Origin of the sequence: Streptomyces djakartensis (genome assembly GCF_014651075.1) — a bacterium.
GTDB classification, from domain to species: domain Bacteria; phylum Actinomycetota; class Actinomycetes; order Streptomycetales; family Streptomycetaceae; genus Streptomyces; species Streptomyces djakartensis.
Genome location: NZ_BMWE01000026.1, coordinates 1 through 24,274, shown reverse-complemented (window position 1 = coordinate 24,274; position 24,274 = coordinate 1). Strand labels below are relative to the sequence as shown.

Below are 24,274 nucleotides of genomic sequence, written 5' to 3'. Positions count from 1 at the left end.
CCGAAGATGCGGAACTCTCCCGATGCGGCCTCCCCGCCTGGGAGACGAAGGTGGAGGCGTCGCGGAGGAACCCCTCCCCGACCGGTCTCTTCCCGAGGACACGCCATGTACGAGTACGAGATGCAGCAGATGCGCACCGCCGACCTCATGCGCCGCGCCGACCACGAGCGCCGGGTCCGCGAGGCCGCCCGGGCCCGCCGCGCGGCCGAAGGCTCCGCCGAGCACGAGAGCCATGGCCGCCGCTTCCGCCGGCACCTCTTCGACAGGGCCGCGTGAACACCGCAACGGGACCGGCCGACGCCGAGACCGTCCCTGGGGCATCGGGCGCGGACACCGTGGCCGCCCCGGTGGGGGTGGTTGGGGGCGCTGGGGTCGTCCCGGCGGGGGCGGTCGGCGGTGCCGTGCCCGTGCCTGGGGAGACGGCTGCCCGTGCCGGGGCCGTTCCGGGTGAGACCGGTGCGGGTGCTGTGGTCGTCCCGGCCGGGACCGTCGCGGGTGTCGTCGCCGCCCCCGGAGCCGCCCGTCCGGCCGGCCGTGGGAAAAGCGGTGCCGTGCCGCCGGGCCCGCGTGCGATGCTCGGGGCCGTGGAGACCAGGTCCGTAAGCCCCGTGTTCATCGGCCGGGCCGCCGAGTTGGGCACGCTGGACGAGGTGCTCGCCGGCGCCGCCGCCGGCGATCCCCAGGCGCTGCTCATCGGCGGCGAGGCCGGAGTCGGCAAGACCCGCCTCCTCGAGGAGTTCGCCGGTGCCGCCCGCCGGCGGGGCGCGGTCGTCGCGCTCGGCGGCTGTGTCGAGATCGGCGCCGACGGACTGCCGTTCGCGCCGTTCTCCACCGCGCTGCGCGCTCTGCGCCGCGAACTGCCGGAGCAGCTCGCCGCCGCGGCGGCCGGGCAGGAGGAGGAACTGGCCCGCCTGCTCCCCGAGATCGGCACGGCGGCCGCACGCGAGGCGGGCCGGCACGACGAGGACGGCACGGCCCGCCTGTTCGAGCTCACCGTCCGCCTGCTGGAGCGCGTCGCCGCCGAGCACACCGTCGTGTTCGCCCTGGAGGACCTGCACTGGGCCGACGCCTCCACCCGGCACCTGCTCGCCTACCTCTTCCGCACCCTGCGCACGGGCCGCCTCGTCGTCCTCGCCACCTACCGCTCCGACGACATCCACCGCCGCCACCCGCTGAGACCCCTGCTCGCCGAGCTCGACCGGCTCCGCAGCGTCCGCCGCCTCGAACTCGCCCGCTTCACCCGCGACGAGGTGTGCCTCCAGATCGCCGGCATCCTCGCCCGGGAACCCGACCCGGACCAGGTCGACGCCATCTTCGAACGTTCCGACGGCAACGCCTTCTTCGTCGAGGAACTCGCCGTCGCCGCCCACCAGGGCTGCCGCACCGGCCTGACCGACTCCCTGCGCGATCTGCTGCTGGTCCGCGTGGAAGGGCTCCCGGAGTCCGCCCAGCAGGTCGCCCGGATCGTCGCCGAGGGCGGCTCCACCGTCGAGTACCGGCTGCTGGCCGCCGTCGCCCGGCTCACCGAGGACGACCTCATCGAGGCGCTGCGGGCCGCCGTGAACGCCGGCATCCTCACGCCCGCGCCCGGCGGCGACGGCTACCGCTTCCGCCACTCCCTGGTCCGCGAGGCCGTCAGCGACGACCTGCTCCCCGGCGAACGCTCCCGCCTCAACCGCCGCTACGCCGAAGCCCTTCAGAGCGACCCGGCCCTCGTCCCCGCCGACCAGCGCGCCACCCGCCTGGCCAGCTACTGGTACCACGCCCACGACCCGGCCAAGGCCCTGCCCGCCGTCCTCGACGCCTCCGCCGAGGCGCGCCGCCGGCACGCCTACGCCGAGCAACTGCGGCTGCTGGAACGGGCGATGGAACTGTGGGACAACGCCCCTGACGCCGTGCGCGACATCCTGCGCCCCGTCGACTACGCCGAGGCCTACCCGCCCTGCGGCTGCGACCCGGCCACCACCGCGCTGAGGTACCTCGACCTGCTGGCCGAGGCGACCGTCGCGGGACGGCTCTGCGGAGAGCGCGAACGCGCCCTGAAGATCGCCAAACGCGCGCTGCGCCTGCTGGACGAGGAGGACGACCCCCAGCGCGCCGCCTGGTTCTGGGTCGAGCGCTCCCGGCTGGTACAGAGCCTCGCCCGCGGCGACGGCTGGAAGGAGATCGCCACCGCGCAGGGCCTGGTGCGCGGCCTGCCGCCGTCCGAGGTGCACGCCGAGGTGCTCGCCACCGCCGCCCACTGGTCGTATCTGCACGAACCCGGCCCCGAGGCACTGACCGCCGCCGAGCGGGCCGTCGAGTACGCGCGCATGGTCGGCGCCGACGACATCGAGTCCAACGCCCGGCTCACACTCGGCGGACTCATGGTCGACGCCGGACAGGTCGAGGCGGGTCTGACCCACATGTACGAGGTCAGGGACGAGGTGGTGGCGCGCGGTCTCGCCACGGTCGTGGGCCGCAGCCATGTGAACCTGCCCTCCGTGCTCGAAGGTGTCGGCCGCTCCGAGGAATCCGTCGGCATCCTCCAGGAGGGCCTGCGGCTCACGGGGAGGATGGGGCTGCGGGTGGCCGAGGCCTGGATCTGGAGCAACCTCGCCGAATCGCTCATCTCCCTAGGCCGCTGGGACGAGGCCGCCGAGGCGGCGGTCAGCGCCCAGCGGCGCGGGCAGACGGCGGCGCCGTCCGGGTCGGGAGCCAACAGCCTGGCGTTCCTCGCGCTCGCCCGGGGCGAGGTGCCCGAGGCGGGGCGGCATCTCGCCGGGGGCCGCGCCTCCTACGGCCCCCACGACCCCATGCCGCAGCACGACCTCCCGATCGCCTGCCTCACCCTCAGGATCGCCGTCGCGGAGGGCCGCCTCCACGACGCCCGCGCCGAACTGGCCCGCACCCTGGAGTCCGGCTTCCCGCCCGGCACCCAGCGCTACGCCTGGCCGCTGCTGCTCGAAGCGGCCGCGGCCGAGGCCGACGCCCGGACGCTGCCCACCGCGCAGGAGGGCCGCGAGGAGGTGCTGGCCGGCATCCTCGGGGCCGCCAAGCAGCTCATCGCCAACGCCCCCGTCTGGCTCGCCCACGAGCGGTGGGTGCGCGCGGAACTCCACCGCGCGGAAGGCCGCAGCACCCCGGACGCCTGGTCGGAGGTGGTCAGTGCCTTCGAACCACTGGGGCGGCCCTACGACCTCGCCCGCGTCCGGTACCGGCTGGCGGAGTCCCTGCTGACGGAGAGCGGCGGGGACGACGAGCGCGACCGCGCCACCGAACTGCTCCGCCTCGCCCGCGCCGTCGCCCGCCACCTCGGCGCCCGGCCGCTCGCCGACGCCGCGGAAGCCCTCGCCCAGCGCGCCCGCCTCCCGCTCACGCCCGCCCTCCGGCCGGCCCCCGCGGACCCCGCCGCGGCACTCGGCCTCACCAGCCGCGAACGGGACGTGCTGCGCCTGGTCGCCGACGGCCGCACCAATCGCCGGATAGCCGAGGAACTGTTCATCTCACCGAAGACCGCGAGCGTCCACGTCTCCAACATCCTGGCCAAGCTGGGTGTCTCCGGGCGGGGCGAGGCCGCGGCGGTGGCACACCGCCTGGGCATGTTCCCGGCCGAATCGCTCCTGCCCGGTTCGCCGGGCTGAGGTTTACGCTGTAAGGGACTTCGGGGGTTGTCACGGTTCAGGGAGGATCCGTGTTCAACGTTTTCGAGGAACTGTTCTCGCCCGGCCGCAAACACACCCGCGACGAGCGCGCCCGCCTGGAGCTGACCAAGGAGGACGTCGGGGACAGCGATCCCTGGCGCGGTCCGATAGACCTGGCGTCCGGGAAGGTCGTGGTCCGCCCGTCGAAGCAGCCCGGCCCCTCACCCTCCGGGGAGTGACCGGGGCCCGGCCCCCCAGCGCCTGCCCGGCACCGGCTAGCTCACCCGCACCTCGAGGATCCTGTCGTCCCCGTCCTTCGGATTGCCCCGGCCGTCCGTGTTGCTGGTCACCAGCCACAACCGGTCGCCGCCCGCCCGGACCACCGTGCGCAGCCGGCCGTAGTCGCCCTCCAGGAAGGCCTGCGGTCGGGCCGATGCCTCGGTGCCGTTGAGCGGGATGCGCCAGAGCCGCTTGCCGCGCAGGCCCGCCATCCAGACCGACCCCTCGGCGAAGGCGATGCCGCTGGGGGAGGCCTCGGCCGTACTCCACTGCTCGACCGGGTTGCGGAACTGCCTGTCGCCGGACCTGCCCTCGGCCTCGGGCCAGCCGTAGTTGCCGCCCGGCTCGATCGCGTTGAGCTCGTCCCAGGTGTCCTGGCCGAACTCCGAGGCGAACAGCCGCCGCTCGGTGTCCCACGCCAGGCCCTGCACATTGCGGTGGCCGTACGAGTACACCGGTGAGTCCGGGAACGGGTTGCCCGGTGCGGGTTCGCCCTCCGGCGTGAGCCGCAGGATCTTGCCGCCCACGGAGTCCCGGTCCTGGGACAGGCCCGTGTCACCGCTCTCGCCCGTGCCGACGTACAGCATCTTGTCCGGGCCGAACGCGATCCGGCCGCCGTTGTGGATGAAGCCCTTGGGGATGCCCCGGTAGACCGTGTCGGGCGCGGCCAGCTGCTCGCCGGCGGGCTTGTTCGCGTCGTAGATCATGCGGACGACGCGGTTGTCGGAGACCGAGGTGAAGTACGCGTAGACCATGTGGTCCGAGGCGAAGTCCGGGGACAGGGCGATCCCGAGCAGGCCCCCCTCGCCCGCGGCCGATACGCCCGGCACCTCGCCCAGCTCGGTCTTCCTGCCGGTCTTCTCGTCGACCCGGACGATGGTCCCCTCGTCCCGGGAGGAGACGAGAAGGCCGCCGCCCGGCAGCGGGGCGAGGCCCCAGGGCGAGTTGAGGCCCTCCGCGACGGTGCGCACCACCTTCACCGAGCCCTTCGCGGGAGGTGTCTCTCCGGCGGCGTGCCCCGCCGGTGCGGAGGACTGCGGTGACGTACGGCCGGGGGAGGAGGCTCCCTCGTCGGGGCCGGACGACGCTCCGTCGCCGGAGGAGCAGCCGGCCGTCAGCAGGAGAGCGGCGGCCAGCACGGCCGGCACGGCTCGACGATGCACGATCCTGGTCCCTTCGAGCGGCGGCGGGTTCTCCCTGTCATACACCTCCCGCGGCCGCCGAGTTCCCGATCAGTGAACCCCGAAGCAGGAGCGCGGCATCGTGAGGGGGTTTGCCCCCGAAGGTCCCCCACCGGCCGCTCGGCCGCCGGCTTGTGCCGGGGCAGGCAACGTTTGCCCGTCATGGAGCGGCGTCCGGTGCGCGGCGAGTGCGGGTACCGCCCTGCTCGAGCGGAGCCGAGAGATCGAGGGAGCGTGCCGGGCGTCGCGACGGGGCGAACGTTGCCTGCCGCGGCGCCAGCGATCAGTCCCACGATCCCTGGGCCGGCGGCAGGCCCGCCACCTCTCTGAGATCCTCGGCCGTCAGGCGCAGGCGCGTCGCGGCCGCGTTCTCCGTGACCCAGCGTTCCTGCTTCGCGCCCGGGACCGGGACCACGTGGGGGCCCTGGGCGAGGACCCAGGCGAGGGCGACCTGGGCGGGCGTGACGTGGTCACCGTGGCGGCGGGCAACGCGCCGCAGGCCCGCGACGATCGGCTGGTTGGCGGCCATCATCTCGGCCGTGAAGCGGGGGTGCCTGGCCCGCAGGTCGTCCGCCTCGAAGCCCGCACCGGGCCGCAGTCTGCCGGTCAGGAAGCCGTTGCCGAGCGGCATCGCGGCGAGGAAGCCGACGCCCCGCGTCGCGCACCACGGCAGCAACGTCTCCAGCGCCTGCGGTGACCACACCGACAGCTCCGCCTGCACGGCGCTCACCGGGAACACCTGCTGCACGCGCTCCAGCTGCCGGATCGTCGCGTCGTGCGGCCGGCTCCCGGAGCGGCGGCCGGCCGGCGCGCCCACCGCGCACAGGCCCAACGCCCTTACCTTCCCGGCCCGGACGAGCTCCGCCATCGCGCCCCAGGTCTCCTCGACCGGGACTTCCGGGTCGGCGCGGTGCAGCTGGTAGAGATCTATGACGTCCGTCTGGAGGCGGCGCAGCGAGGCGTCGCAGGCCCTTTTGACGTACCCGGGGCGGCCGTTGGCGACGATGTGCTGGTCGCCGACGAGCAGACCGGCCTTCGTCGAGACGAACGCGTCGGACCGCCGCTCCTTCAACGCCCGCCCCACCAGCAGCTCGTTGGTGAACGGGCCGTACATGTCGGCCGTGTCCAGCAGGGAGCACCCCAGATCCAGCGCCCGGTGCACCGCCCTGAGTGACTCGTCACCACGCCGCCGCGACGCGCTGTACGCCCAGCTCATCGGCATGCACCCGAGTCCGACGGCCCCCACCGCGAGCGCCGCCGCGCCGATCGTCCTGCGCTCCACCTGGTCGTGACCCTCCCTGTTCCGGCCACCCCAACCTAACCTCTGCCGCCGCGGCCTCCTGACATAGCCTCCAGAGCATGACTGCTGACGTGTGGCTGCCCATCCCGCCGGACGAGATCGAGGGACTCCCCGAGGGCCCCGCCTACCGCTTCTGGAACGGCGAGGACGAGTTCCCCGCGGACCCGGCCGACTGCGCCTTCTACGTCGTCCCCTACATGAAGCCCAGTCCGCTCTGCGTACGCCCCCTGCCGCGGATGAGCAACGTGGAGGTCGTGCAGACCCTCACCGCCGGCATCGACCACGTGCAGCCGGGGCTGGAGCACCTGCGCCCGGGGGTGCGGCTGTGCAACGCGCGCGGGGTGCACGAGGCCAGCACCGCGGAGCTCACCCTCACGCTGATCCTGGCCTCGCTGCGCGGCGTCCCCGACTTCGTCCGGGCGCAGGGCCGGGGCGAGTGGCTCGCCGGGTTCCGGCCCGCGCTCGCCGACAAGAACGTCCTCATCGTCGGGTACGGATCGATCGGCGCCGCCATCGAGGACCGGCTCATTCCGTTCGAGGTGGCGCGGGTGGCGCGCGTCGCGCGCTCTGAGCGCACCACGGCGCGCGGGCCGGTGCACCCGCTCACCGAACTCCCCGCGCTGCTCCCGGAGGCGGACGTCGTCATCCTGTCGACCCCGCTCACCGAGACCACCCGCGGCCTGGCCGGAGCCGACTTCCTGTCCCGGATGAAGGACGGCGCGCTCCTGGTCAACATCGCCCGCGGCTCCGTCGTGGACACCAAGGCCCTGCTCGGCGAGCTGGAGAGCGGCCGCATCACCGCCGCCCTCGATGTCACCGACCCCGAGCCCCTGCCGCGCGAGCACCCCCTGTGGCGTGCGCCGGGGGTACTCATCACCCCGCACGTCGGCGGACCCAGCTCAGCGTTCCTGCCGCGCGCCAGGCGGCTCCTGGTGGACCAGTTGAAGCGTTATGTGAACCGGGAGCCGCTCCGCAACGTGATCCTCACGACGGGTGCATCAACCGGCTGATCCGAACTTGGGTACCGTCCGCAATCCTCCGGGCGCGCTGGGTACTCATATATCCGCTGGTCGTCACGCAGAGTAGAGAACCTATGTCCCTGAGTGACGAGACTGGTGTATCGTCCGACAGGGGCAGCGCCGCGGACATCCGGCGCCGGGGACGGACACTTCGGACTGTGAGGGGGGCGACAGGCGATGCACGGCCTTTGGACGAGCGATCCGACGGGGCGGGGCTGCCGGCGGCGACCCGGGCGGACGGCCGCGCGCGGACGCGGTCACCACGCCGATCACGGCGGCCACCACACCCACCACGGCGACCATCACACCGGCGAGAGCCACCGGGCACCGCGGGACCCGGGAGCGGCGCGGAGCGGGAGCGCCCGGTGAGCGCGCCCCCGGCCTCCACCCCCACGCTCGACGGGGCGCTGCGGGCCCAGCCCGCGTCACCGGGAGCGCCGCTGTCCCGCACGGCGGCCGCCGGGCGCGGGTCCGGCCCCGCCCTCCAACTCGTGCTCGCCCTGGTCTGCGCGGGATACGCCCTCGGATCCGCGTTCGGCTGGGGTTCGTACCGACTGGCCCTGATCATGGGCGACTTCGGGCTGAGCGCCGCGGCGGCGGCCGCCACCGTGTCGTGTTTCCTGTGCGCCCGCAGCCGCCGCACCCGCTTTCGATCCGCCTGGCTGCTGTTCGGCCTCTCCTCGGCGATGGCCTCCCTGGGCAACCTGGTCTGGGGGTGGTACGAGGTGGTCCTGGGAGTGCCCGTGCCCAGCCCCAGCTACGCCGACCTGTTCTTCCTGTGCTTCGCGCCGCCCGCGATCGTCGGGCTGCTCGTGCTCGCCAAGCGGCCCGTGACCAAGGCCGGCTGGGTCTGCCTCGGGCTGGACGCCTGGCTGATCGGCGGCTCGCTGCTCACCCTGGCGTGGAGCCTCGCCCTCGCCCAGGCCGCGAAGTCGGAAGGCCCCGGCGTGGCGCACATCGCGCTGTCCCTGGCCTATCCGCTGCTCGACATCGCGCTGGTCAGCATGGTGCTCGCGCTGCACTTCAGGCGGTCGGCGGTGAACCGCTCGGCGGTCAACACCGCGATCGGCGCGCTCGCGCTCACCGTGATGTGCGACGCCCTGTTCACCTCACCGCTGATGCACTACGACTACCGCTCGGGCCAGCTGCTCGACGCGGGCTGGTTCGCCGGCTCGCTGCTCCTGGCGTACGCCCCCTGGGCCGCGCCCCGCACGCCGGAGAGCGACCGGCACGGACCGGACCGGCCGGGCACGGCGGGACGGAACCGCGTGGTGCAGGAGCGCGTGCCCGGACCGCGCAGCGGCCCGCACCAGCACCCGCCCCTGCCGGGAAGCGAGCACCTCCGTTACCCCCCGTCCCGGCCCATCGCCGGCTCCCTCGCCGCTCTCACGCCGTACCTCGCGGCCGCCGTGTGCACCCTGGGCATCCTCTACAACGTCCTCAACGGCCGCAGCGTCGACCGCGTGGTCCTGCTGACCGGCGGCACGGTCGTGCTCGCGCTCGTCGTGCGCCAGGGCATCATGCTGCTCGACAACATCACCCTCACCCAGGAACTGGCGCAGAAGGAGAACCACTTCCGCTCCCTGGTGCAGGGTTCCAGCGACGTCATCATGATCGCCGCCCCCAGCGGCGTCCTGCGCTATGTCTCCCCGGCCGCCGCCGGTGTCTACGGGCGCCCGGCCGAGGAACTGGTGGGTACGGAACTGGCCAACCTCATCCACCCGGAGGACCTCGGCTGCGTCGTGCACGAGGTGCGGCGGTTCCTCGCCGCCGACCCGGCAGAGGAACCCACCACACGTATCGAGTGCCGTTTCCGGTCCGGCGGTGGGGGCACCTCCCGCTCGGGCGAGGCGGAGAGCGGGGAAGGCTGGCTGAACGTCGAGTCGACCGTCAACCGCCACCACGGCGGCCTCATCTTCAACAGCAGGGACGTGACCGAAAGGGTGCGGCTGCAGGCCCAGTTGCAGCACAACGCCGAGCACGACCCGCTCACCGACCTGCCCAACCGCGCCCTGTTCACCAAGCGCGTCCAGCACGCCCTCTCGGGCCGCCGCGCCTCCGACCGGGGCGTGGCCCTGCGGAACACGGCCGTGCTCTTCATCGACCTCGACGGCTTCAAGGCCGTCAACGACACGATCGGGCACCAGGCCGGGGACGAACTGCTCGTGCAGGCCGCCCGCAGACTCCACGAGTCGGTCCGGCAGGGCGACACCGCCTCCCGGCTGGGCGGCGACGAGTTCGCTGCCCTGATCGTCGGGGACAACACCCGTGACCGGGAGGCCCGCCAGCGGCACATCCTGGAGCTCGCCGAACGCCTCAGGGCGACGCTGTCCCAGCCCTACCTCATCGACGGCAACGATGTCCGGGTCAACGCCTCCATCGGCGTGGCCTTCGCGGAGCGGGGCCTCGGCGCGGGCGAGCTGCTGCGCAACGCCGACCTCGCCATGTACCGGGCCAAGGCCGGCGGCAAGGGCCGCGTCGAGCTGTACAAGCCCCAGATGCAGCAGGACGTCGTACGCAAGGCCGAGCTGGCCACGCGCCTGCGGGCCGCGCTGCACGACGGCGAGTTCGCGCTGCTGCACCAGCCGGTGGTCCGCCTGGAGGACGGCCGGATCACCTCGGTGTCCGCACAGGCGCGCTGGCGCTCCTCCCAGGGGGTGCTCTTCACCCCCGCGGAGTTCCTGCGTGTGGCGGAGGACAGCGACAAGACCGCCGAGCTGAACCGCTGGATGATCGAGGAGGCCGTCGGACAGGCCGCCGAGCGGCACGCCAGAGGGCTGTCCGTGCCGGTCGTCGTCCGGATGAGCGCCCGCCGGCTGGTGGACCGGTCGATGCCGTTCGGCACCATCGAAGCGCTGCTCACGCGACACGGGCTGCCGTCCGGGTCGCTGATCATCGAGCTGTCCGACGCCGACCCGAGGGTCTCGCTGGACGAGCTGGAGCGGCGTCTCGGTGCCCTGCGGCGGGTCGGGGTCCGGATCGCACTCGACGGCTTCGGCGGTGGCTACGGGGCGATCACGGCGCTCAGGCGGCTTCCCGTCGACGTCCTGAAGCTGGACCGGGGCCTGGTCGAGGGAGTGGTCGAGTCCGCGCGCCTGTACAAGATCACCAGCGGGCTGCTGCGGATCGCGAACGACCTCGGGCTGAAGTCCGTGGCCGACGGGGTGGACCTGCCCGAGCAGCTCGTCACCCTGCGCGAGATGGGCTGCACCCACGGGCAGGGCATGGCGTTCTCCGGGCCGCTGGACGAGTACCGGCTGCGCCGGGCGCTCACCTCCGGCCACTATCCGGTGCCGGACGGACCGGCCGAGCCGGCGTTCGCGGGTGGCGTCCCGCGGGTGTACAGCTCGGGCGTGGCCGCCGTCATCGGAGGCGGAAGGGTTATTCGCTCACATGCTGAGACTCCCGTCCCACCCACTTGACAGTGAGTGTGCGTCGGCGAGAGGGTCTGTGCCATGCGCACCCGAATTCTCGTACTTGGAAAGCGCGTCGGCTGACGCTGAGCCTCGACCGCTCAGCGATCCCACCCGGCGCGCTCCCCTCGCTTGCCTTATGGCACGAGGGGTTTTTTGTTGCACAGGCGCCCTTCGTGCGACAACCGAATACCGCACAAACCTCGCATAAACCCTCAGCATCTGAGAAGAGAATGCCGATGACCGAGCAGGCCACCGGGGCCCACCACCCGCAGCCCCGGCCCCGATCCGGAGGACACTCCGCCCCCGAGCAGGTGACGGGCGCGCAGTCCCTCATCCGCTCTCTCGAGGAGGTCGGCGCCGACACGGTATTCGGCATTCCCGGCGGTGCGATCCTCCCGGCCTACGACCCGCTGATGGACTCCACCAGGGTGCGCCACGTCCTGGTCCGCCACGAGCAGGGCGCCGGTCACGCCGCCACCGGCTACGCGCAGGCCACCGGCAAGGTCGGCGTCTGCATGGCGACCTCCGGTCCCGGCGCCACCAACCTGGTCACCCCGATCGCCGACGCGCACATGGACTCCGTGCCACTGGTCGCGATCACCGGCCAGGTGGCGTCCAAGGCGATCGGCACGGACGCCTTCCAGGAGGCGGACATCGTCGGCATCACCATGCCGATCACCAAGCACAACTTCCTCGTCACCAAGGCCGAGGACATCCCGCGGATCATCGCCCAGGCGTTCCACATCGCCTCCACCGGCCGTCCCGGCCCGGTCCTGGTCGACATCGCCAAGGACGCCCTCCAGGCGAAGACCACCTTCTCCTGGCCGCCCGCCATGGACCTGCCCGGCTACCGCCCGGTGACGAAGCCGCACGCCAAGCAGATCCGCGAGGCCGCCAAGCTGATCACCCAGGCCCGGCGCCCCGTGCTCTACGTCGGCGGCGGTGTGCTCAAGGCCCGGGCCACCGCCGAGCTGAAGGTCCTCGCCGAGCTCACCGGCGCGCCCGTGACCACCACCCTGATGGCGCTCGGCGCGTTCCCCGACAACCACCCGCAGCACCTGGGCATGCCCGGCATGCACGGCTCGGTGGCCGCCGTCACCGCCCTGCAGAAGGCCGACCTGATCGTCGCCCTCGGCGCCCGCTTCGACGACCGCGTCACCGGCAAGCTGGACAGCTTCGCCCCCCTGGCCAAGATCGTCCACGCGGACATCGACCCGGCCGAGATCGGCAAGAACCGCGCCGCCGACGTGCCGATCGTCGGCGACGCCCGCGAGGTCATCGCCGACCTGATCCAGGCCGTGCAGAAAGAACACGGCGAGGGCCACCAGGGCGACTACGGCATGTGGTGGAACGACCTGAACCGCTGGCGCGAGACCTACCCGCTCGGCTACGACCAGCCGCACGACGGCTCGCTCTCCCCGCAGCAGGTCATCGAGCGCATCGGGCGGCTCGCCCCCGAGGGCACGATCTTCGCGGCGGGCGTCGGCCAGCACCAGATGTGGGCCGCCCACTTCATCGAGTACGACAAGCCGGGCACCTGGCTGAACTCCGGCGGCGCCGGAACCATGGGCTACGCCGTCCCGGCGGCCATGGGCGCCAAGGCCGGAGCGCCCGAGCGGGCCGTCTGGGCCATCGACGGCGACGGCTGCTTCCAGATGACCAACCAGGAGCTCACCACCTGCGCCCTGAACAACATCCCGATCAAGGTCGCCGTCATCAACAACGGCGCCCTCGGGATGGTCCGCCAGTGGCAGACCCTCTTCTACAACCAGCGGTACTCCAACACCGTCCTGCACTCCGGCCCGGACGACGTCAACCCTCAGGCCCGCGGCACCCGGGTCCCCGACTTCGTGAAGCTGTCGGAGGCCATGGGCTGCTACGCCATCCGCTGCGAGTCCCCGGACGACCTCGACAAGGTCATCGAAGAGGCGAACTCCATCAACGACCGCCCCGTCGTCGTCGACTTCATCGTCCACGAGGACGCGATGGTCTGGCCGATGGTCGCCGCCGGCACCTCCAACGACGAGATCATGGCCGCCCGGGACGTCCGCCCCGACTTCGGCGACAACGAAGACGACTGAGAGCCATCCAGGACTTTCAAGCAGAGGAAGCAGATCATGTCCAAGCACACGCTCTCCGTCCTGGTGGAGAACACCCCCGGCATCCTCGCCCGGATCGCCGCCCTGTTCTCCCGCCGCGGCTTCAACATCGACTCGCTCGCGGTCGGCGTCACCGAGCACCCCGACATCTCCCGCATCACCATCGTCGTGGGCGTGGAGGACCTGCCGCTGGAGCAGGTCACCAAGCAGCTCAACAAGCTCGTCAACGTCCTGAAGATCGTCGAGCTGGAGCCGTCGCAGGCGGTGCAGCGCGAACTCGTCCTGGTGAAGGTGCGCGCCGACAACGAGACGCGTTCCCAGATCGTCGAGATCGTCCAGCTGTTCCGCGCCAAGACCGTCGACGTCTCCCCGGAGGCCGTCACCATCGAGGCCACCGGATCCGGCGAGAAGCTCTCCGCGATGCTCAAGATGCTGGAGCCGTTCGGCATCAAGGAGCTCGTCCAGTCCGGCACGATCGCGATCGGCCGCGGTGCCCGTTCCATCACGGACCGGTCGCTGCGCGCCCTCGACCGATCGGCGTAAGACGGAAAACGGGCGGTCGGCGCGCCGTCGGCCGCCCGTATTCCGAGACCCTCAGACTTCCCTTCCGCCCTCCGTCATACGGTGGGACGCAACACCTGCACTCCCGAGGAGAGAACCCAAAGTGGCCGAGCTGTTCTACGACGCCGACGCCGACCTGTCCATCATCCAGGGCCGCAAGGTCGCGGTCATCGGGTACGGCAGCCAGGGCCACGCCCACGCGCTGTCGCTCCGTGACTCGGGTGTCGACGTCCGCGTCGGTCTGCACGAGGGCTCCAAGTCCAAGGCCAAGGCCGAGGAGCAGGGCCTGCGCGTGGTGAGCCCGTCGGAGGCCGCCACCGAGGCCGACGTCATCATGATCCTCGTCCCGGACCCGATCCAGGCCCAGGTCTACGAGGAGCACATCGCCCCGAACCTGAGCGACGGCGACGCGCTGTTCTTCGGCCACGGCCTGAACATCCGCTACGGCTTCATCAAGCCCCCGGCCGGCGTGGACGTCTGCATGGTCGCCCCGAAGGGCCCGGGCCACCTGGTCCGCCGCCAGTACGAGGAGGGCCGCGGCGTTCCCTGCATCGCCGCCGTCGAGCAGGACGCCTCCGGAGACGCCTTCGCGCTGGCCCTGTCGTACGCCAAGGGCATCGGCGGCACCCGTGCCGGTGTCATCAAGACGACCTTCACCGAGGAGACCGAGACCGACCTGTTCGGTGAGCAGGCCGTCCTCTGCGGTGGTACGGCCGCGCTGGTCAAGGCCGGTTTCGAGACGCTGACCGAGGCCGGCTACCAGCCGGAGATCGCGTACTTCGAGTGCCTGCACGAGCTGAAGCTGATCGTGGACCTCATGTACGAGGGCGGCCTGGAGAAGATGCGCTGGTCGATCTCCGAGACCGCCGAGTGGGGCGACTACGTCACCGGCCCGCGCATCATCACGGACGCCACCAAGGCCGAGATGAAGAAGGTCCTCGCCGAGATCCAGGACGGCTCCTTCGCCCGTAACTGGATGGACGAGTACCACGGCGGTCTGAAGAAGTACAACGAGTACAAGAAGCAGGACTCCGAGCACCTGCTGGAGACCACCGGCAAGGAGCTGCGCAAGCTCATGAGCTGGGTGAACGAGGAGGCGTAAGCCTCAGGGCCGAGGGGCCGGGGCCGACCGCCCCGGCCCCTTGAGGGGTCCTTTCACCATGAGCGGACCCCTCAGGCCGACCCGGGGTAACGTCGGTGGTGCGGCGTTGTCCATTCCGTCCGGCCACGGACGGGTGATCCTTCCGCAGCGGCACAGAACGACGCCCCCGGCGCCACTAGACTGCTGCACTACATACGCGTCAGGCCCACAGCGTCGTGCGTCTTCCACGCGGCTAGCCCCCCTCCACCGCCTGCGGCCGTCGGGACGGCCGTCCGCAGCAATGGACTTGTGAGGACTCACGTGAGCTCGAAACCCGTCGTACTCATCGCTGAAGAGCTGTCGCCCGCCACCGTCGACGCGCTTGGCCCGGACTTCGAGATCCGCCAGTGCAACGGCGCGGACCGGGCCGAGCTGCTCCCGGCCATCGCCGACGTGGACGCGATCCTGATCCGCTCGGCCACCAAGGTCGACGCCGAGGCGATCGCCGCCGCGAGCAAGCTCAAGGTCGTCGCACGAGCCGGCGTCGGCCTGGACAACGTGGACGTCTCCGCCGCCACCAAGGCCGGCGTGATGGTCGTCAACGCCCCCACCTCGAACATCGTGACCGCCGCCGAGCTCGCCTGCGGTCTCCTCGTCGCCACCGCCCGCCACATCCCGCAGGCCAACGCCGCGCTGAAGAACGGCGAGTGGAAGCGCAGCAAGTACACGGGTGTCGAGCTCGCCGAGAAGACCCTCGGTGTCGTCGGCCTCGGCCGCATCGGCGCGCTCGTGGCCCAGCGCATGTCCGCCTTCGGCATGAAGGTCGTCGCCTACGACCCCTACATCCAGCCCGCGCGGGCCGCGCAGATGGGTGTCAAGGTGCTGTCGCTGGACGAGCTGCTCGAAGTCTCCGACTTCATCACCGTCCACCTCCCCAAGACCCCGGAGACCCTCGGCCTGATCGGCGACGAGGCGCTGCGCAAGGTCAAGCCGAGCGTGCGCATCGTGAACGCCGCGCGCGGCGGGATCGTCGACGAGGAGGCGCTGTACTCCGCCCTCAAGGAGGGCCGGGTCGCCGGCGCCGGTCTCGACGTCTACGCGAAGGAGCCCTGCACGGACTCCCCGCTCTTCGAGTTCGACCAGGTCGTGTGCACCCCGCACCTCGGTGCCTCCACCGACGAGGCGCAGGAGAAGGCCGGCATCGCGGTCGCCCGCTCGGTGCGCCTCGCCCTCGCCGGTGAGCTGGTGCCGGACGCGGTGAACGTGCAGGGCGGGGTCATCGCCGAGGACGTCAAGCCGGGCCTGCCGCTCGCCGAGCGCCTCGGCCGGATCTTCACGGCGCTCGCCGGCGAGGTCGCGGTCCGCCTCGACGTCGAGGTGTACGGCGAGATCACCCAGCACGATGTGAAGGTGCTGGAGCTGTCGGCCCTCAAGGGTGTCTTCGAGGACGTCGTCGACGAGACGGTCTCCTACGTCAACGCGCCGCTGTTCGCGCAGGAGCGCGGTGTCGAGGTCCGGCTGACCACCAGCTCCGAGGCGACCGAGCACCGCAACGTCGTCACGGTGCGCGGCACCCTCGCCGACGGCGAGGAGGTGTCGGTCTCCGGCACGCTGGCCGGCCCGAAGCACCTCCAGAAGATCGTCGCCGTCGGCGACTACGACGTCGACCTCGCGCTCGCCGACCACATGGTGGTCCTGAAGTACGAGGACCGGCCGGGTGTCGTCGGCACCGTGGGCCGCATCCTGGGCGAGGCGGGCATCAACATCGCCGGCATGCAGGTGTCGCGGGCCGTGGCCGGTGGCGAGGCGCTGGCCGTGCTGACCGTCGACGACACGGTGACCTCCGGTGTGCTGGCCGAGGTGGCGGCGGAGATCGGCGCGACGTCGGCCCGTTCGGTGAACCTGGCCTGAGGCCCCGCCTGGGGGCCGCGCCCCCAGACCCCCGTTCGCCCTGAACGGGCTCGTCCTCAAGCGCCGGACGGACTGAGTTGATCAGCCCGTCCGGCGTTTTCCGGTACCTGGACCCGCCGCAGAGTCACCATCGCCGCTGCCGCCGCCACGGTCAGCAGCACCGCGCCCGTGACCGCCGCCGCGTGCATGCCGCTGGTGAAGGCCTCGCGTGCCGCCGTCGCCAGGGCGTCTCCCGCGCGCTCCGGCAGCCGGTCGGCGACGGCCAGGGCGCCGCCCAGGGTCTCGCGGGCCGGTGCGGGCGAGGCCGGGATCTCGTGGCGGTAGACGGCCGTACCGATGGAGCCGAGAAACGCCATGCTCAGCGCGCCGCCGAACTCGGTGCCGGTCTCCAGCAGTGACGACGCCGCGCCCGCCTTCTCCACCGGGGCGGCGCTCAGGGCCAGATCGGCCACCAGGGACATGACGGCGACGATGCCGCAGGCCAGCACGGCGCACGCGGCCAGCAGCAGCCAGAGGGAGTCCGTGCCGGCCAGTGCCAGCATCACGTAGCCGCACGCGCTGACCGCGAAGCCCGCGCCGACCACGTACGCGCGAGGAACACCGCGCCGCACGAGCTGTGCGCTCACAGGCGCCGCGAGTCCGATGGGCACCGACGGCAGCAGGCTCCACAGCGCCGCTTCGAGCGGACCCTTGTCCAGGACCGACTGGATGTACTGGGTCGTGAAGTAGGCCGAGCCCATCATGCCGAAGGCGGCGACGAGGTTGAGGACGACGGCCGGGGTGAAACCGCGGCACCGGAACAGCTCCGGCGAGATCAGCGGGGAGACCGTGGTGCGCTGGCGGTGGGCGAACAGCGCGGCGAACAGCAGCCCGAGCGTCACCGACATCACGTAGCGCACGTTCCAGCCCTGTGACGCCAGCTCCTTCAGGCCGTAGATCACGGGGAGCACCGCCGCCATCGAGACAGGGACGCTCAGCCAGTCGAAGCGGCCCGGGCGCGGGTTCCGCGACTCGGGGAGCAGGAACGGGCCCAGAACCAGGAGCAGCAGCATCGCGGGCAGGTTGACCAGGAAGACCGAGCCCCACCAGAAGTGCTCGACGAGGACGCCGCTCATCACCGAGCCGAGCGCGATGCCCGCCGTCATCACGCCCGACCACACACCGATCGCCTTGGTGCGCTGCCCGGGGTCGGTGAACATCGTGCGGACCAGCGCCATCGTCGACGGCATCAGCGTCGCGCCGCCGATGCCGAGGACGGCGCGGGCGGCGATCAGGGTCCCGGCGCTGCCGGCGTAGGCCGCGACCAGGGACGCCGTACCGAAGGCGGCGGCACCGGCCAGCAGGAGCCTGCGGCGGCCGATGCGGTCGCCCAGGGAGCCCATCGTCATCAGCAGGCCCGCCAGGACGAAGCCGTAGATGTCGAAGATCCACAGCTGTTGTGCGGCGTTCGGCTCGAGATCGGCACTGATGGCGGGGATCGCGAAGTAGAGGACGGACACGTCCATCGAGACCAGTAACAGCGGCAGCATCAGCACGCCGAGAGCCGTCCATTCACGGCGCCCGGCGAGGGCGGGAGGGTGCGGTTCAGTCGTCATGGGCAGGACTGTACGAGCGTCTTAAACGCTTGTCTAGTACGGTTGTTTAAGACGCCTGTCTGAATGCTGCGGTAAGGTGGCGGGCCATGGGACACCGCGAGGATCTGCTTGAAGGCGCCAAGCGCTGCCTGCTGGCGAAGGGGTTCGTGCGCACGACCGCGCGCGACATCGTCAAGGAGTCGGGGACCAACCTGGCGTCGATCGGCTACCACTACGGCTCGAAGGACGCGCTGCTCGCGGAGGCGTACCTGGCGCTGGTCGGTGAGCTCTCCGACGCCTTCGAGGGGGAAGGGCCCGGGGGGAGCGCGGCTGAGCCCGGCTCGCTGGAGCGGTTCCAGGAGGTGTGGTCCAACATCATCGGGACCATGCGGGAGCCCGGCTCGATGTGGCGCCTGAGTGTGGAGATCGTGGCCATGGGTGACCAGCTGCCCGTGGTGCGCGACCATCTGGCGCAGCAGCAGCGGGATGCCGAGCGTGCCCTGGTCGCGCTCTTCATGGGCGTCCGTGAAGAGGACATCCCGGACGAGACCCTGGACACGCTCGGCAGGTTCTACACGACCCTGATGACGGGCCTCATCACGCAGTGGAACTTCGACCCGGAGCGCGCGCCCGACGCCGACGCGCTCACCGAGGGGCTGCGTCAGGTGATCGAGGCCGCTACCCGGAAGTGACGCGCCCGTCGCGCATCTCGATCACCCGGTCCGCGAAGTGCCGTACCACCGTCCGGTCGTGGCAGATGAACAGGTAGCCGAGGCCCAGGTCGTCCTGGAGGTCGGCGAGGAGGTTCAGCACGCCCGCCCGCACCGACGGGTCGAGTGACGACACCGGCTCGTCCAGGACCAGCAGGCGTGGGCCGGCGGCCAGGGCGCGGGCGATGCCGGCGCGCTGGCACTGGCCGCCGGACAGCTCGTGCGGGAGGCGGTCGCCGTACGCCGGGTCGAGGCCGACCCGGTCGAGGAGTCCGCAGACCCGGGCCGGTCCGTCGGCGGGGTGCCAGCGGCCCTGGACCTTCAGCGGTTCGGCGACGGCGTCGCGGATGCGGTGGCGGGGGCTCAGCGAGCCGTACGGGTCCTGGAAGACGGGCTGCATGCGAGGGCGGAGCGGACGCAGCTCGCGTTCGGTGAGGGACGTCAGCTCCCGTCCCTCGAAGTGGACTTCACCGGCGGACGGGCGGCGCAGCTGGAGGACCGCCAGCGCCGTGGAGGACTTGCCGCAGCCGGACGGGCCGTTCAGGGCGAGGGTCTCGCCCGCGGCCAGGGAGAAGGAGACGCCGTCCACGGCGGTGGCCGGGCCGTAGCGGACGACCAGGTCGCGGACGTCGAGCAGGGCATCACTCATGCGGGCTGGGGCTCCTGGAGGAACAGGTCGTGCGCCGGGTGGGGGAGTTCCTCCCAGCGGTGGCAGGCGACCAGACGCCCGGCCGCCTCCCGGGGTTCCGGCTCCGCCGTGTGGCAGGGGCCGGCCGCCAGTGGGCAGCGCGGCGCGAACGCGCACCCCGGTGCCGGGGTGCCCGGGGCGGGCGGCGCGCCGGGCAGGGCGGGGAGCCGGCGGCCCGGGGCGGCGTTCCGCGGGAGGGACGCCAGCAGGCCCGCCGTGTAGGGGGCACGGGGACGGGCCAGCACCTGGTCGGCGGGGCCGAGTTCGGTGAGCCGGCCCGCGTACATGACCAGGACCCGGTCCGCGTGCCCGCCCACGGCGTCCATGTCGTGCGTGACCAGGACCAGCGCGGCGCCGACCGCCTCCCGCTGCTCGGCGAGCAGCTCCAGCACCTGGTCGCGGTGCTCCTCGTCGAGGGCGGTGGTGGGCTCGTCGGCGACCACGATGCCCGGTTCGTTGACGGTGGCCATGGCGATCACCGCGCGCTGCCGCATCCCGCCGGAGTACTCGTGCGGATACGCCCGTGCCCGGCGTGCCGCGTCCGGGATGCCGACGCGGTCCAGGGCCGCGACCGCCCGGGCCTTGGCCTCCTTGCGGGAGACCCGGGCCACCGACCGTACGGCGGCGGCGAGTTGGTCGCCCACCCGGTGCACGGGGGACAGCGCCGACAGGGCGTCCTGCGGGACGAGGGAGATACGGTGGCCGCGGTGGGCCGAGAGGTCCGGGCTGATCGTCCCGCTCGTGGCCGCGCCGCGCGGCAGCATCCCGAGGAGCGCCCGGGCCATGAGGGACTTGCCCGCACCCGACTCACCGACGACCGCCAGCACCTCACGCGGGCGGATGTCGAAGGACAGGCCGCGCACGGCCTCGATCCCGTCGAAGGCGATCCGCAGCTCGCGCACCGACAGCAGTGCCTCAGGCTCCAACGGGGGTCTCCTTCCTGGCCGGAGCCGAGGTGGCTCGCCGTACTCTCCGGCCCTGTGTGAGGGCCGCACCCGACACCGCGAGCCCGGCCAGCAGGGCCAGCGCCACCGCCGGGGCGAGGGCCGCCCACGGGGCGCGTTCCACGTAGGCCCGGGACTCCTCCAGCAGCAGGCCCCACTCGGGGGCGGGCGGCTGGGCGCCCAGTCCCAGGAAGCCGAGGGAGGCCAGGGCCAGGGCGATGCCCGGCAGGCGCAGCAGGGCGTGGCGGGCGACCGGGGCGGCCACGGACGGCAGGACATGCCGGGTGAGGATCCACCACGGGCTCGCCCCGATGGCCCGCTGGGCCGTCAGGAAGGCCGACGCCCGCACCTCCTGCACCAGCGCCGCCGCGTGCGCGGACAGGGCGGGCCAGGAGATCAGTGCCACCGCGAGGGCCGCCCCGCCGGTGCCGGGTCCCGTGGCCGCCGCGACCAGGATGCCGACGATCACCGGGGGCAGGGCGTTGGCGATGTCCGCCGCGCCCGCCCCGATCCCGGGCAGGAAGCCGAGTACCAGCGCGATCAGCAGGCTCAGCAGGCAGATGCCCGCCGCCGTGCCGACCGTCGCCGCGGCGCCGTGCCCCAGCCGGGCGAGCACGTCACGGCCCAGACCGTCGGTGCCGAGCGGGTGCGCCCAGGAGGGCGCGGCGAGCCGGACGGTGGTGTCCACGGTGTACGGGTCGCGCAGCAGGCCCCAGCCGATGGCGAGCAGCAGGACGGCGGCCAGTGTCACCGGCACCGCCGGGTGCGCGCGGACCGGGCGGGCCGCGGGCAGCGTCAGCCCGGCGTCCCGCAGGGCGGGCCCGAGCAGCCGGTGCCGTACGCCCGCCGCCAGCGCGCCCGCGACCAGGCCGAGCAGCAGCAGTGCGAGGACCGAGCCCTGCAGCAGCGGCAGATCCTGCGACCGGGCCGCGCCGAGGGCGGTACGGCCGATGCCGGGCACCGCGAACACCGTCTCCACGGCCACCGCCCCGCCGGTCAGACCGACGGCGACCATCCCGAACTGTGGGACCAGCGGCGGCAGGACGCGCCGCAGCGCCGCCCCCGCGATCCGGGCCCGGCTCACCCCGGCGCCCCGCCACAGCTCCACCCAGCGCTCCTCGAGCACGGCGGGCAGCGCGTCCGCGACCAGCCGCCCGAGCAGCCCGCCCGCCGGGACGCCGAGCGCCAGCGCGGGCAGCACCAGGTACTCGGCGCTCTCCCAGCCCGACGTCGGCAGCCACCCCAGCCACACCCCGAACACCAGCAGGACGACGATGGCCAGCAGGAATTCGGGTACGGCGGCCGGCATGGCGGCGAACGCCCCGGCCGAGCCGCGCCCGCGCACCAGCACCGGCGCCACCAGCGCGGCGGCCAGCAGCACCGCCACGCCGAGGGCCGCGCCCATCAGCGCCAGTGACACCTGGAGCCCGGCGAGCACCGACGGCAGGACGTCATGGCCCGACACCCACGAGGTGCCGAAGTCGCCGCGCAGCAGGTGCCCGGACCATCGCCCCAGCAGGGAGAGCGGACCGGCGTCGAGACCGAGGTCCGCGCGGATCGCGGCGAGGGCCTCCTCGGTCGCCTCCTGCTCGGCCGACCGGGCCCGCAGCACGGTGAGCGCCGGGTCGCGGTGGGAGAGCCAGGGCAGGAGCCCGACGACGCCCAGGACGGCGAGGAGGCCGACGCAGCGGGTCAGCCCGGCCGCGTTCTTCACCGGGGACTTCACTTGACGTAGGTCTCCGCCGTGACGAGTTCCCGCTCGCGCGGGTCGTGCGCGGCGTTCACCACTGCGGCGGCGTCGCCCTGGATCACGCGCTCGTGGAGCATGGGGATCGCCGCGTCCCGGGCGAGGACGGCTGCCTCGGCCTCGACGACCGCCTTGCGGCGGGCGTCGCCGACCGGGGTGTCGGCGGCCTTCCTCAGCGCCTCGTCGACCCGCGGGTCCGACAGGCGCGCCAGGTTGAAGGTGCCGTCGGAGGCGAAGTCGCTGTAGAGGTACGCGGCCGGGTCGCCGGAGTCGAGGACGGTGGCGCGGGAGAGGATGAACGCGTCGAAGCGGCCCGCGAGGGCGTCGGACTCGATGTTCGCGTACTCGCGCACGTCCAGCTTCACCCTGAACCCGGCCTTCTTCAGGTGCTGTTGCAGCGCGGCGGCGACCTCGGGCATCTCGGGGCGGTCGGTGTACGTGCCGATGGTGACCGTCCTGCCCGCCGGATCACCGGCCTTGGCGCGCTCGACGGGTGTGCGCAGGCCGGCGGCCCAGGGGAGGGCGGGCCCGAGCAGACCGTGGGCGACGTCGGCGCGGCCCTCGTAGACGCCCTTCACGATCGACCCGGCGTCGATGGCCTCGCGGGCGGCGGCGCGCAGCGCGGGGTCCCGGAAGGTGCCCTTCTCCGTGTTGAGGTACAGGGTGTTGGTGCGCGGCATGGGGACCTCGGTGATGAGGTCCTGGTCGAGGACGGCGGCCTGTGAGACGGGGATCGCCTCGACGATGTCGGCCTCGCCGCTGCGGAGCGCCGCCGCGCGGGCGGTGCCGTCGGGCACGTACTTCACGTCGATGCCGGGGGCTTTGGCCTGCTTGCCCCAGTAGCCGTCGTAGCGGTCGAGGGCGGCGGAGGAGGTGCCGTTGACCCGGGTCAGCTCGAACGGGCCGGTGCCCGCGCCGACGGGGTTCACCGTCTTCCCCCGGTATGCCCTGGCCGCCAGGACGGACAGCTGCGGGGAGCTGAGGCGCTGCGGCACCAGGGGGTCCTCGGTGCCGGTGGTGACGGCGACCCGGTCTCCGTCGGCCTTCGCGGTGAGATCCACGCCGTCGAGGATGCGGGGCTTGGGGGAGGCGGTGGCCGCCCTGGTGAGGGAGTTGACGACGGCTGCGGCGGTGAGCTTCGTGCCGTCGTGGAAGGTGACGCCCTCGCGGAGGGTGAACGTCCAGGTCTTCCCGGACCGTGTCCACCCGGTGGCCAGGGCGGGGCGCGCGTCGCCTTCCGCGTCCAGGCTGACCAGGGTCTCGGCGGTGGACCAGCGGGACAGCTTGAACGCGTCGTCGGAGAGCGGGGAGAGGCCGGAGCGGGGTGGCAGGAGCATGGCGACGCGGATGCGTCTCCCCTCGGATCCGGAGGCGTCCGAGGCCGGTTCCGTACCGGTGAAGCAGCCCGTGAGCAGCACGGAGGCGGTGGTGAGGGCGGTGGCGGGAAGCAGGCGGCGAGCGGGCAGGCGCACGGGACCCTCCGGGTAAAGGGGTGGTCAAACCGGGGACGCGCCGACCGTAGCATTGATAATCGTTTTCAACAATTGCCGTTCGGATCACATGGGGAGCCGGTCACCAGGGGACCGGGCAGTCCCTCAGAGCCGGTGTGCCTTCAGGGCCATGTGCAGCAGCAGACGGTCCTCGCCGTCGTCCAGGTCGAGGCCGGTGAGCTTCTCGATCCGGGACAGGCGGTAGTAGAGGGTCTGGCGGTGGATGCCCAGTTCGGCGGCGGCGCGGGCGGCCTGGCCGGCGCAGTCGAGGTACACCTCGGCGGTACGGGCGAGCTCCTGCCGGCCGGGGGTGACGAGGGCGTCCACGACGGGGTCCCGGGCCACGTCCGGCGGCAGCGCGGTCAGCAGCCGGAACGGGCCGATCGACGACCACCGCGCGACCGGGCCCAGCCGCGTCTCGGCCAGCGCCGCCCGCGTCGCCGCAGCCGCCTCCCACCAGGCCGTACCCAGCTCGGCAAGGCCGGAGCGGGGGGTGGCGACACCGGCGGCGGGCCCGCGGGAGCCGCCGTACGGGGCGGCCCCACGCAGTCGGGCGGCCGTGCCGACCGGATTGCGGGGGGCCGGATCGCCGGTCGCGCCGGACGTGTCGGTGGGGGTTCGGCGTGGGCCGCCGGGGGCGCCGCCGCGGTG

General features: G+C 72.7%; 18 protein-coding genes. 10 read left to right on the top strand and 8 right to left on the bottom strand.

Going from position 1 to position 24,274, the window contains the following annotated elements:
* Positions 1-105 precede the first annotated feature (105 nt).
* The 3 genes from IE212_RS30785 to IE212_RS30775 all read left to right on the top strand — a co-directional run bounded on the left by IE212_RS30785 (position 106) and on the right by IE212_RS30775 (position 3,862).
* Positions 106-276, top strand: coding sequence for a hypothetical protein (locus tag IE212_RS30785; protein ID WP_190201254.1), 171 nt, complete (start codon positions 106-108; stop codon positions 274-276).
* 296 nt (positions 277-572) lie between these two features.
* Positions 573-3,623, top strand: coding sequence for a helix-turn-helix transcriptional regulator (locus tag IE212_RS30780; RefSeq protein ID WP_190201306.1), 3,051 nt, complete (start codon positions 573-575; stop codon positions 3,621-3,623).
* A 50-nt stretch (positions 3,624-3,673) separates the two neighbouring features.
* Entirely contained in the window at positions 3,674-3,862 is a 189-nt protein-coding gene (locus IE212_RS30775; protein WP_190201253.1) for a DUF6191 domain-containing protein, read from the top strand.
* Positions 3,863-3,898: 36 nt separating this feature from the next.
* On the opposite strand, the gene IE212_RS30770 is transcribed toward IE212_RS30775, so the two are convergent.
* Both IE212_RS30770 and IE212_RS30765 read right to left on the bottom strand, forming a co-directional pair.
* Positions 3,899-5,065, bottom strand: coding sequence for a PQQ-dependent sugar dehydrogenase (locus IE212_RS30770; RefSeq protein WP_229864655.1), 1,167 nt, complete (start codon positions 5,063-5,065; stop codon positions 3,899-3,901).
* A 301-nt stretch (positions 5,066-5,366) separates the two neighbouring features.
* A complete protein-coding gene (locus tag IE212_RS30765) occupies positions 5,367-6,365 on the bottom strand; it encodes an aldo/keto reductase (protein ID WP_190201252.1) in 999 nt (332 codons plus the stop codon).
* A 77-nt stretch (positions 6,366-6,442) separates the two neighbouring features.
* On the opposite strand from IE212_RS30765, the gene IE212_RS30760 reads away from it, so the two are divergent.
* The 6 genes from IE212_RS30760 to serA all read left to right on the top strand — a co-directional run bounded on the left by IE212_RS30760 (position 6,443) and on the right by serA (position 16,470).
* Positions 6,443-7,393: a 2-hydroxyacid dehydrogenase gene (locus IE212_RS30760; RefSeq protein ID WP_190201251.1), complete on the top strand. Its 951-nt coding sequence runs from the start codon at positions 6,443-6,445 to the stop codon at positions 7,391-7,393.
* A 374-nt stretch (positions 7,394-7,767) separates the two neighbouring features.
* A complete protein-coding gene (locus IE212_RS30755; RefSeq protein WP_190201250.1) occupies positions 7,768-10,824 on the top strand; it encodes a putative bifunctional diguanylate cyclase/phosphodiesterase in 3,057 nt (1,018 codons plus the stop codon).
* A 230-nt stretch (positions 10,825-11,054) separates the two neighbouring features.
* Complete coding sequence (locus IE212_RS30750; protein WP_190201249.1) at positions 11,055-12,899, top strand: acetolactate synthase large subunit; 1,845 nt, start codon at positions 11,055-11,057, stop codon at positions 12,897-12,899.
* Positions 12,900-12,935: 36 nt separating this feature from the next.
* Entirely contained in the window at positions 12,936-13,460 is a 525-nt protein-coding gene (ilvN, locus tag IE212_RS30745) for an acetolactate synthase small subunit (protein WP_114255472.1), read from the top strand.
* A 121-nt stretch (positions 13,461-13,581) separates the two neighbouring features.
* A complete protein-coding gene (gene ilvC / locus IE212_RS30740) occupies positions 13,582-14,580 on the top strand; it encodes a ketol-acid reductoisomerase (protein ID WP_190201248.1) in 999 nt (332 codons plus the stop codon).
* A gap of 300 nt (positions 14,581-14,880) precedes the next feature.
* Positions 14,881-16,470 (top strand): phosphoglycerate dehydrogenase, encoded by a 1,590-nt coding sequence (gene serA / locus IE212_RS30735; protein WP_190201247.1) that lies wholly within the window; start codon positions 14,881-14,883, stop codon positions 16,468-16,470.
* A 56-nt stretch (positions 16,471-16,526) separates the two neighbouring features.
* On the opposite strand, the gene IE212_RS30730 is transcribed toward serA, so the two are convergent.
* Positions 16,527-18,065, bottom strand: a complete 1,539-nt coding sequence (locus IE212_RS30730) for an MFS transporter (RefSeq protein WP_190201246.1) — start codon at positions 18,063-18,065, stop codon at positions 16,527-16,529.
* A gap of 86 nt (positions 18,066-18,151) precedes the next feature.
* Between IE212_RS30730 and IE212_RS30725 the strand changes: the two genes are divergently transcribed.
* Positions 18,152-18,736 carry a TetR/AcrR family transcriptional regulator gene (locus IE212_RS30725; protein WP_190201245.1) on the top strand — a complete coding sequence of 195 codons (585 nt, stop codon included), beginning with the start codon at positions 18,152-18,154 and terminating at the stop codon, positions 18,734-18,736.
* On the opposite strand, the gene IE212_RS30720 is transcribed toward IE212_RS30725, so the two are convergent.
* The 5 genes from IE212_RS30720 to IE212_RS30700 form a co-directional block, all read right to left on the bottom strand.
* Entirely contained in the window at positions 18,723-19,403 is a 681-nt protein-coding gene (locus IE212_RS30720; protein ID WP_190201244.1) for an ATP-binding cassette domain-containing protein, read from the bottom strand. The genes IE212_RS30725 and IE212_RS30720 overlap by 14 nt on opposite strands.
* Complete coding sequence (locus IE212_RS30715) at positions 19,400-20,368, bottom strand: ABC transporter ATP-binding protein (RefSeq protein WP_190201243.1); 969 nt, start codon at positions 20,366-20,368, stop codon at positions 19,400-19,402. The genes IE212_RS30720 and IE212_RS30715 overlap by 4 nt, the downstream gene beginning before the upstream one ends.
* Positions 20,358-22,112: an ABC transporter permease subunit gene (locus IE212_RS30710; protein ID WP_229864654.1), complete on the bottom strand. Its 1,755-nt coding sequence runs from the start codon at positions 22,110-22,112 to the stop codon at positions 20,358-20,360. The genes IE212_RS30715 and IE212_RS30710 overlap by 11 nt, the downstream gene beginning before the upstream one ends.
* Positions 22,109-23,605 (bottom strand): ABC transporter substrate-binding protein, encoded by a 1,497-nt coding sequence (locus tag IE212_RS30705; RefSeq protein ID WP_190201242.1) that lies wholly within the window; start codon positions 23,603-23,605, stop codon positions 22,109-22,111. Before IE212_RS30705 ends, IE212_RS30710 begins: the two co-directional genes overlap by 4 nt.
* 123 nt (positions 23,606-23,728) lie before the next feature.
* A partial coding sequence (locus IE212_RS30700) for a PucR family transcriptional regulator (protein ID WP_190201241.1) occupies positions 23,729-24,274 on the bottom strand: 546 nt, incomplete at its 5' end.

What these genes read in the sequence shown, in the direction of transcription:
- IE212_RS30785 (WP_190201254.1), top strand. Translation starts at nt 106, where the DNA reads ATGTACGAGTACGAGATGCAGCAGATGCGCACCGCCGACCTCATGCGC.
- IE212_RS30780 (WP_190201306.1), top strand. Translation starts at nt 573, where the DNA reads ATGCTCGGGGCCGTGGAGACCAGGTCCGTAAGCCCCGTGTTCATCGGC.
- IE212_RS30760 (WP_190201251.1), top strand. Translation starts at nt 6,443, where the DNA reads ATGACTGCTGACGTGTGGCTGCCCATCCCGCCGGACGAGATCGAGGGA.
- IE212_RS30750 (WP_190201249.1), top strand. Translation starts at nt 11,055, where the DNA reads ATGACCGAGCAGGCCACCGGGGCCCACCACCCGCAGCCCCGGCCCCGA.
- ilvN (WP_114255472.1), top strand. Translation starts at nt 12,936, where the DNA reads ATGTCCAAGCACACGCTCTCCGTCCTGGTGGAGAACACCCCCGGCATC.
- IE212_RS30730 (WP_190201246.1), bottom strand. Translation starts at nt 18,065, where the DNA reads ATGACGACTGAACCGCACCCTCCCGCCCTCGCCGGGCGCCGTGAATGG.
- IE212_RS30725 (WP_190201245.1), top strand. Translation starts at nt 18,152, where the DNA reads ATGGGACACCGCGAGGATCTGCTTGAAGGCGCCAAGCGCTGCCTGCTG.
- IE212_RS30720 (WP_190201244.1), bottom strand. Translation starts at nt 19,403, where the DNA reads ATGAGTGATGCCCTGCTCGACGTCCGCGACCTGGTCGTCCGCTACGGC.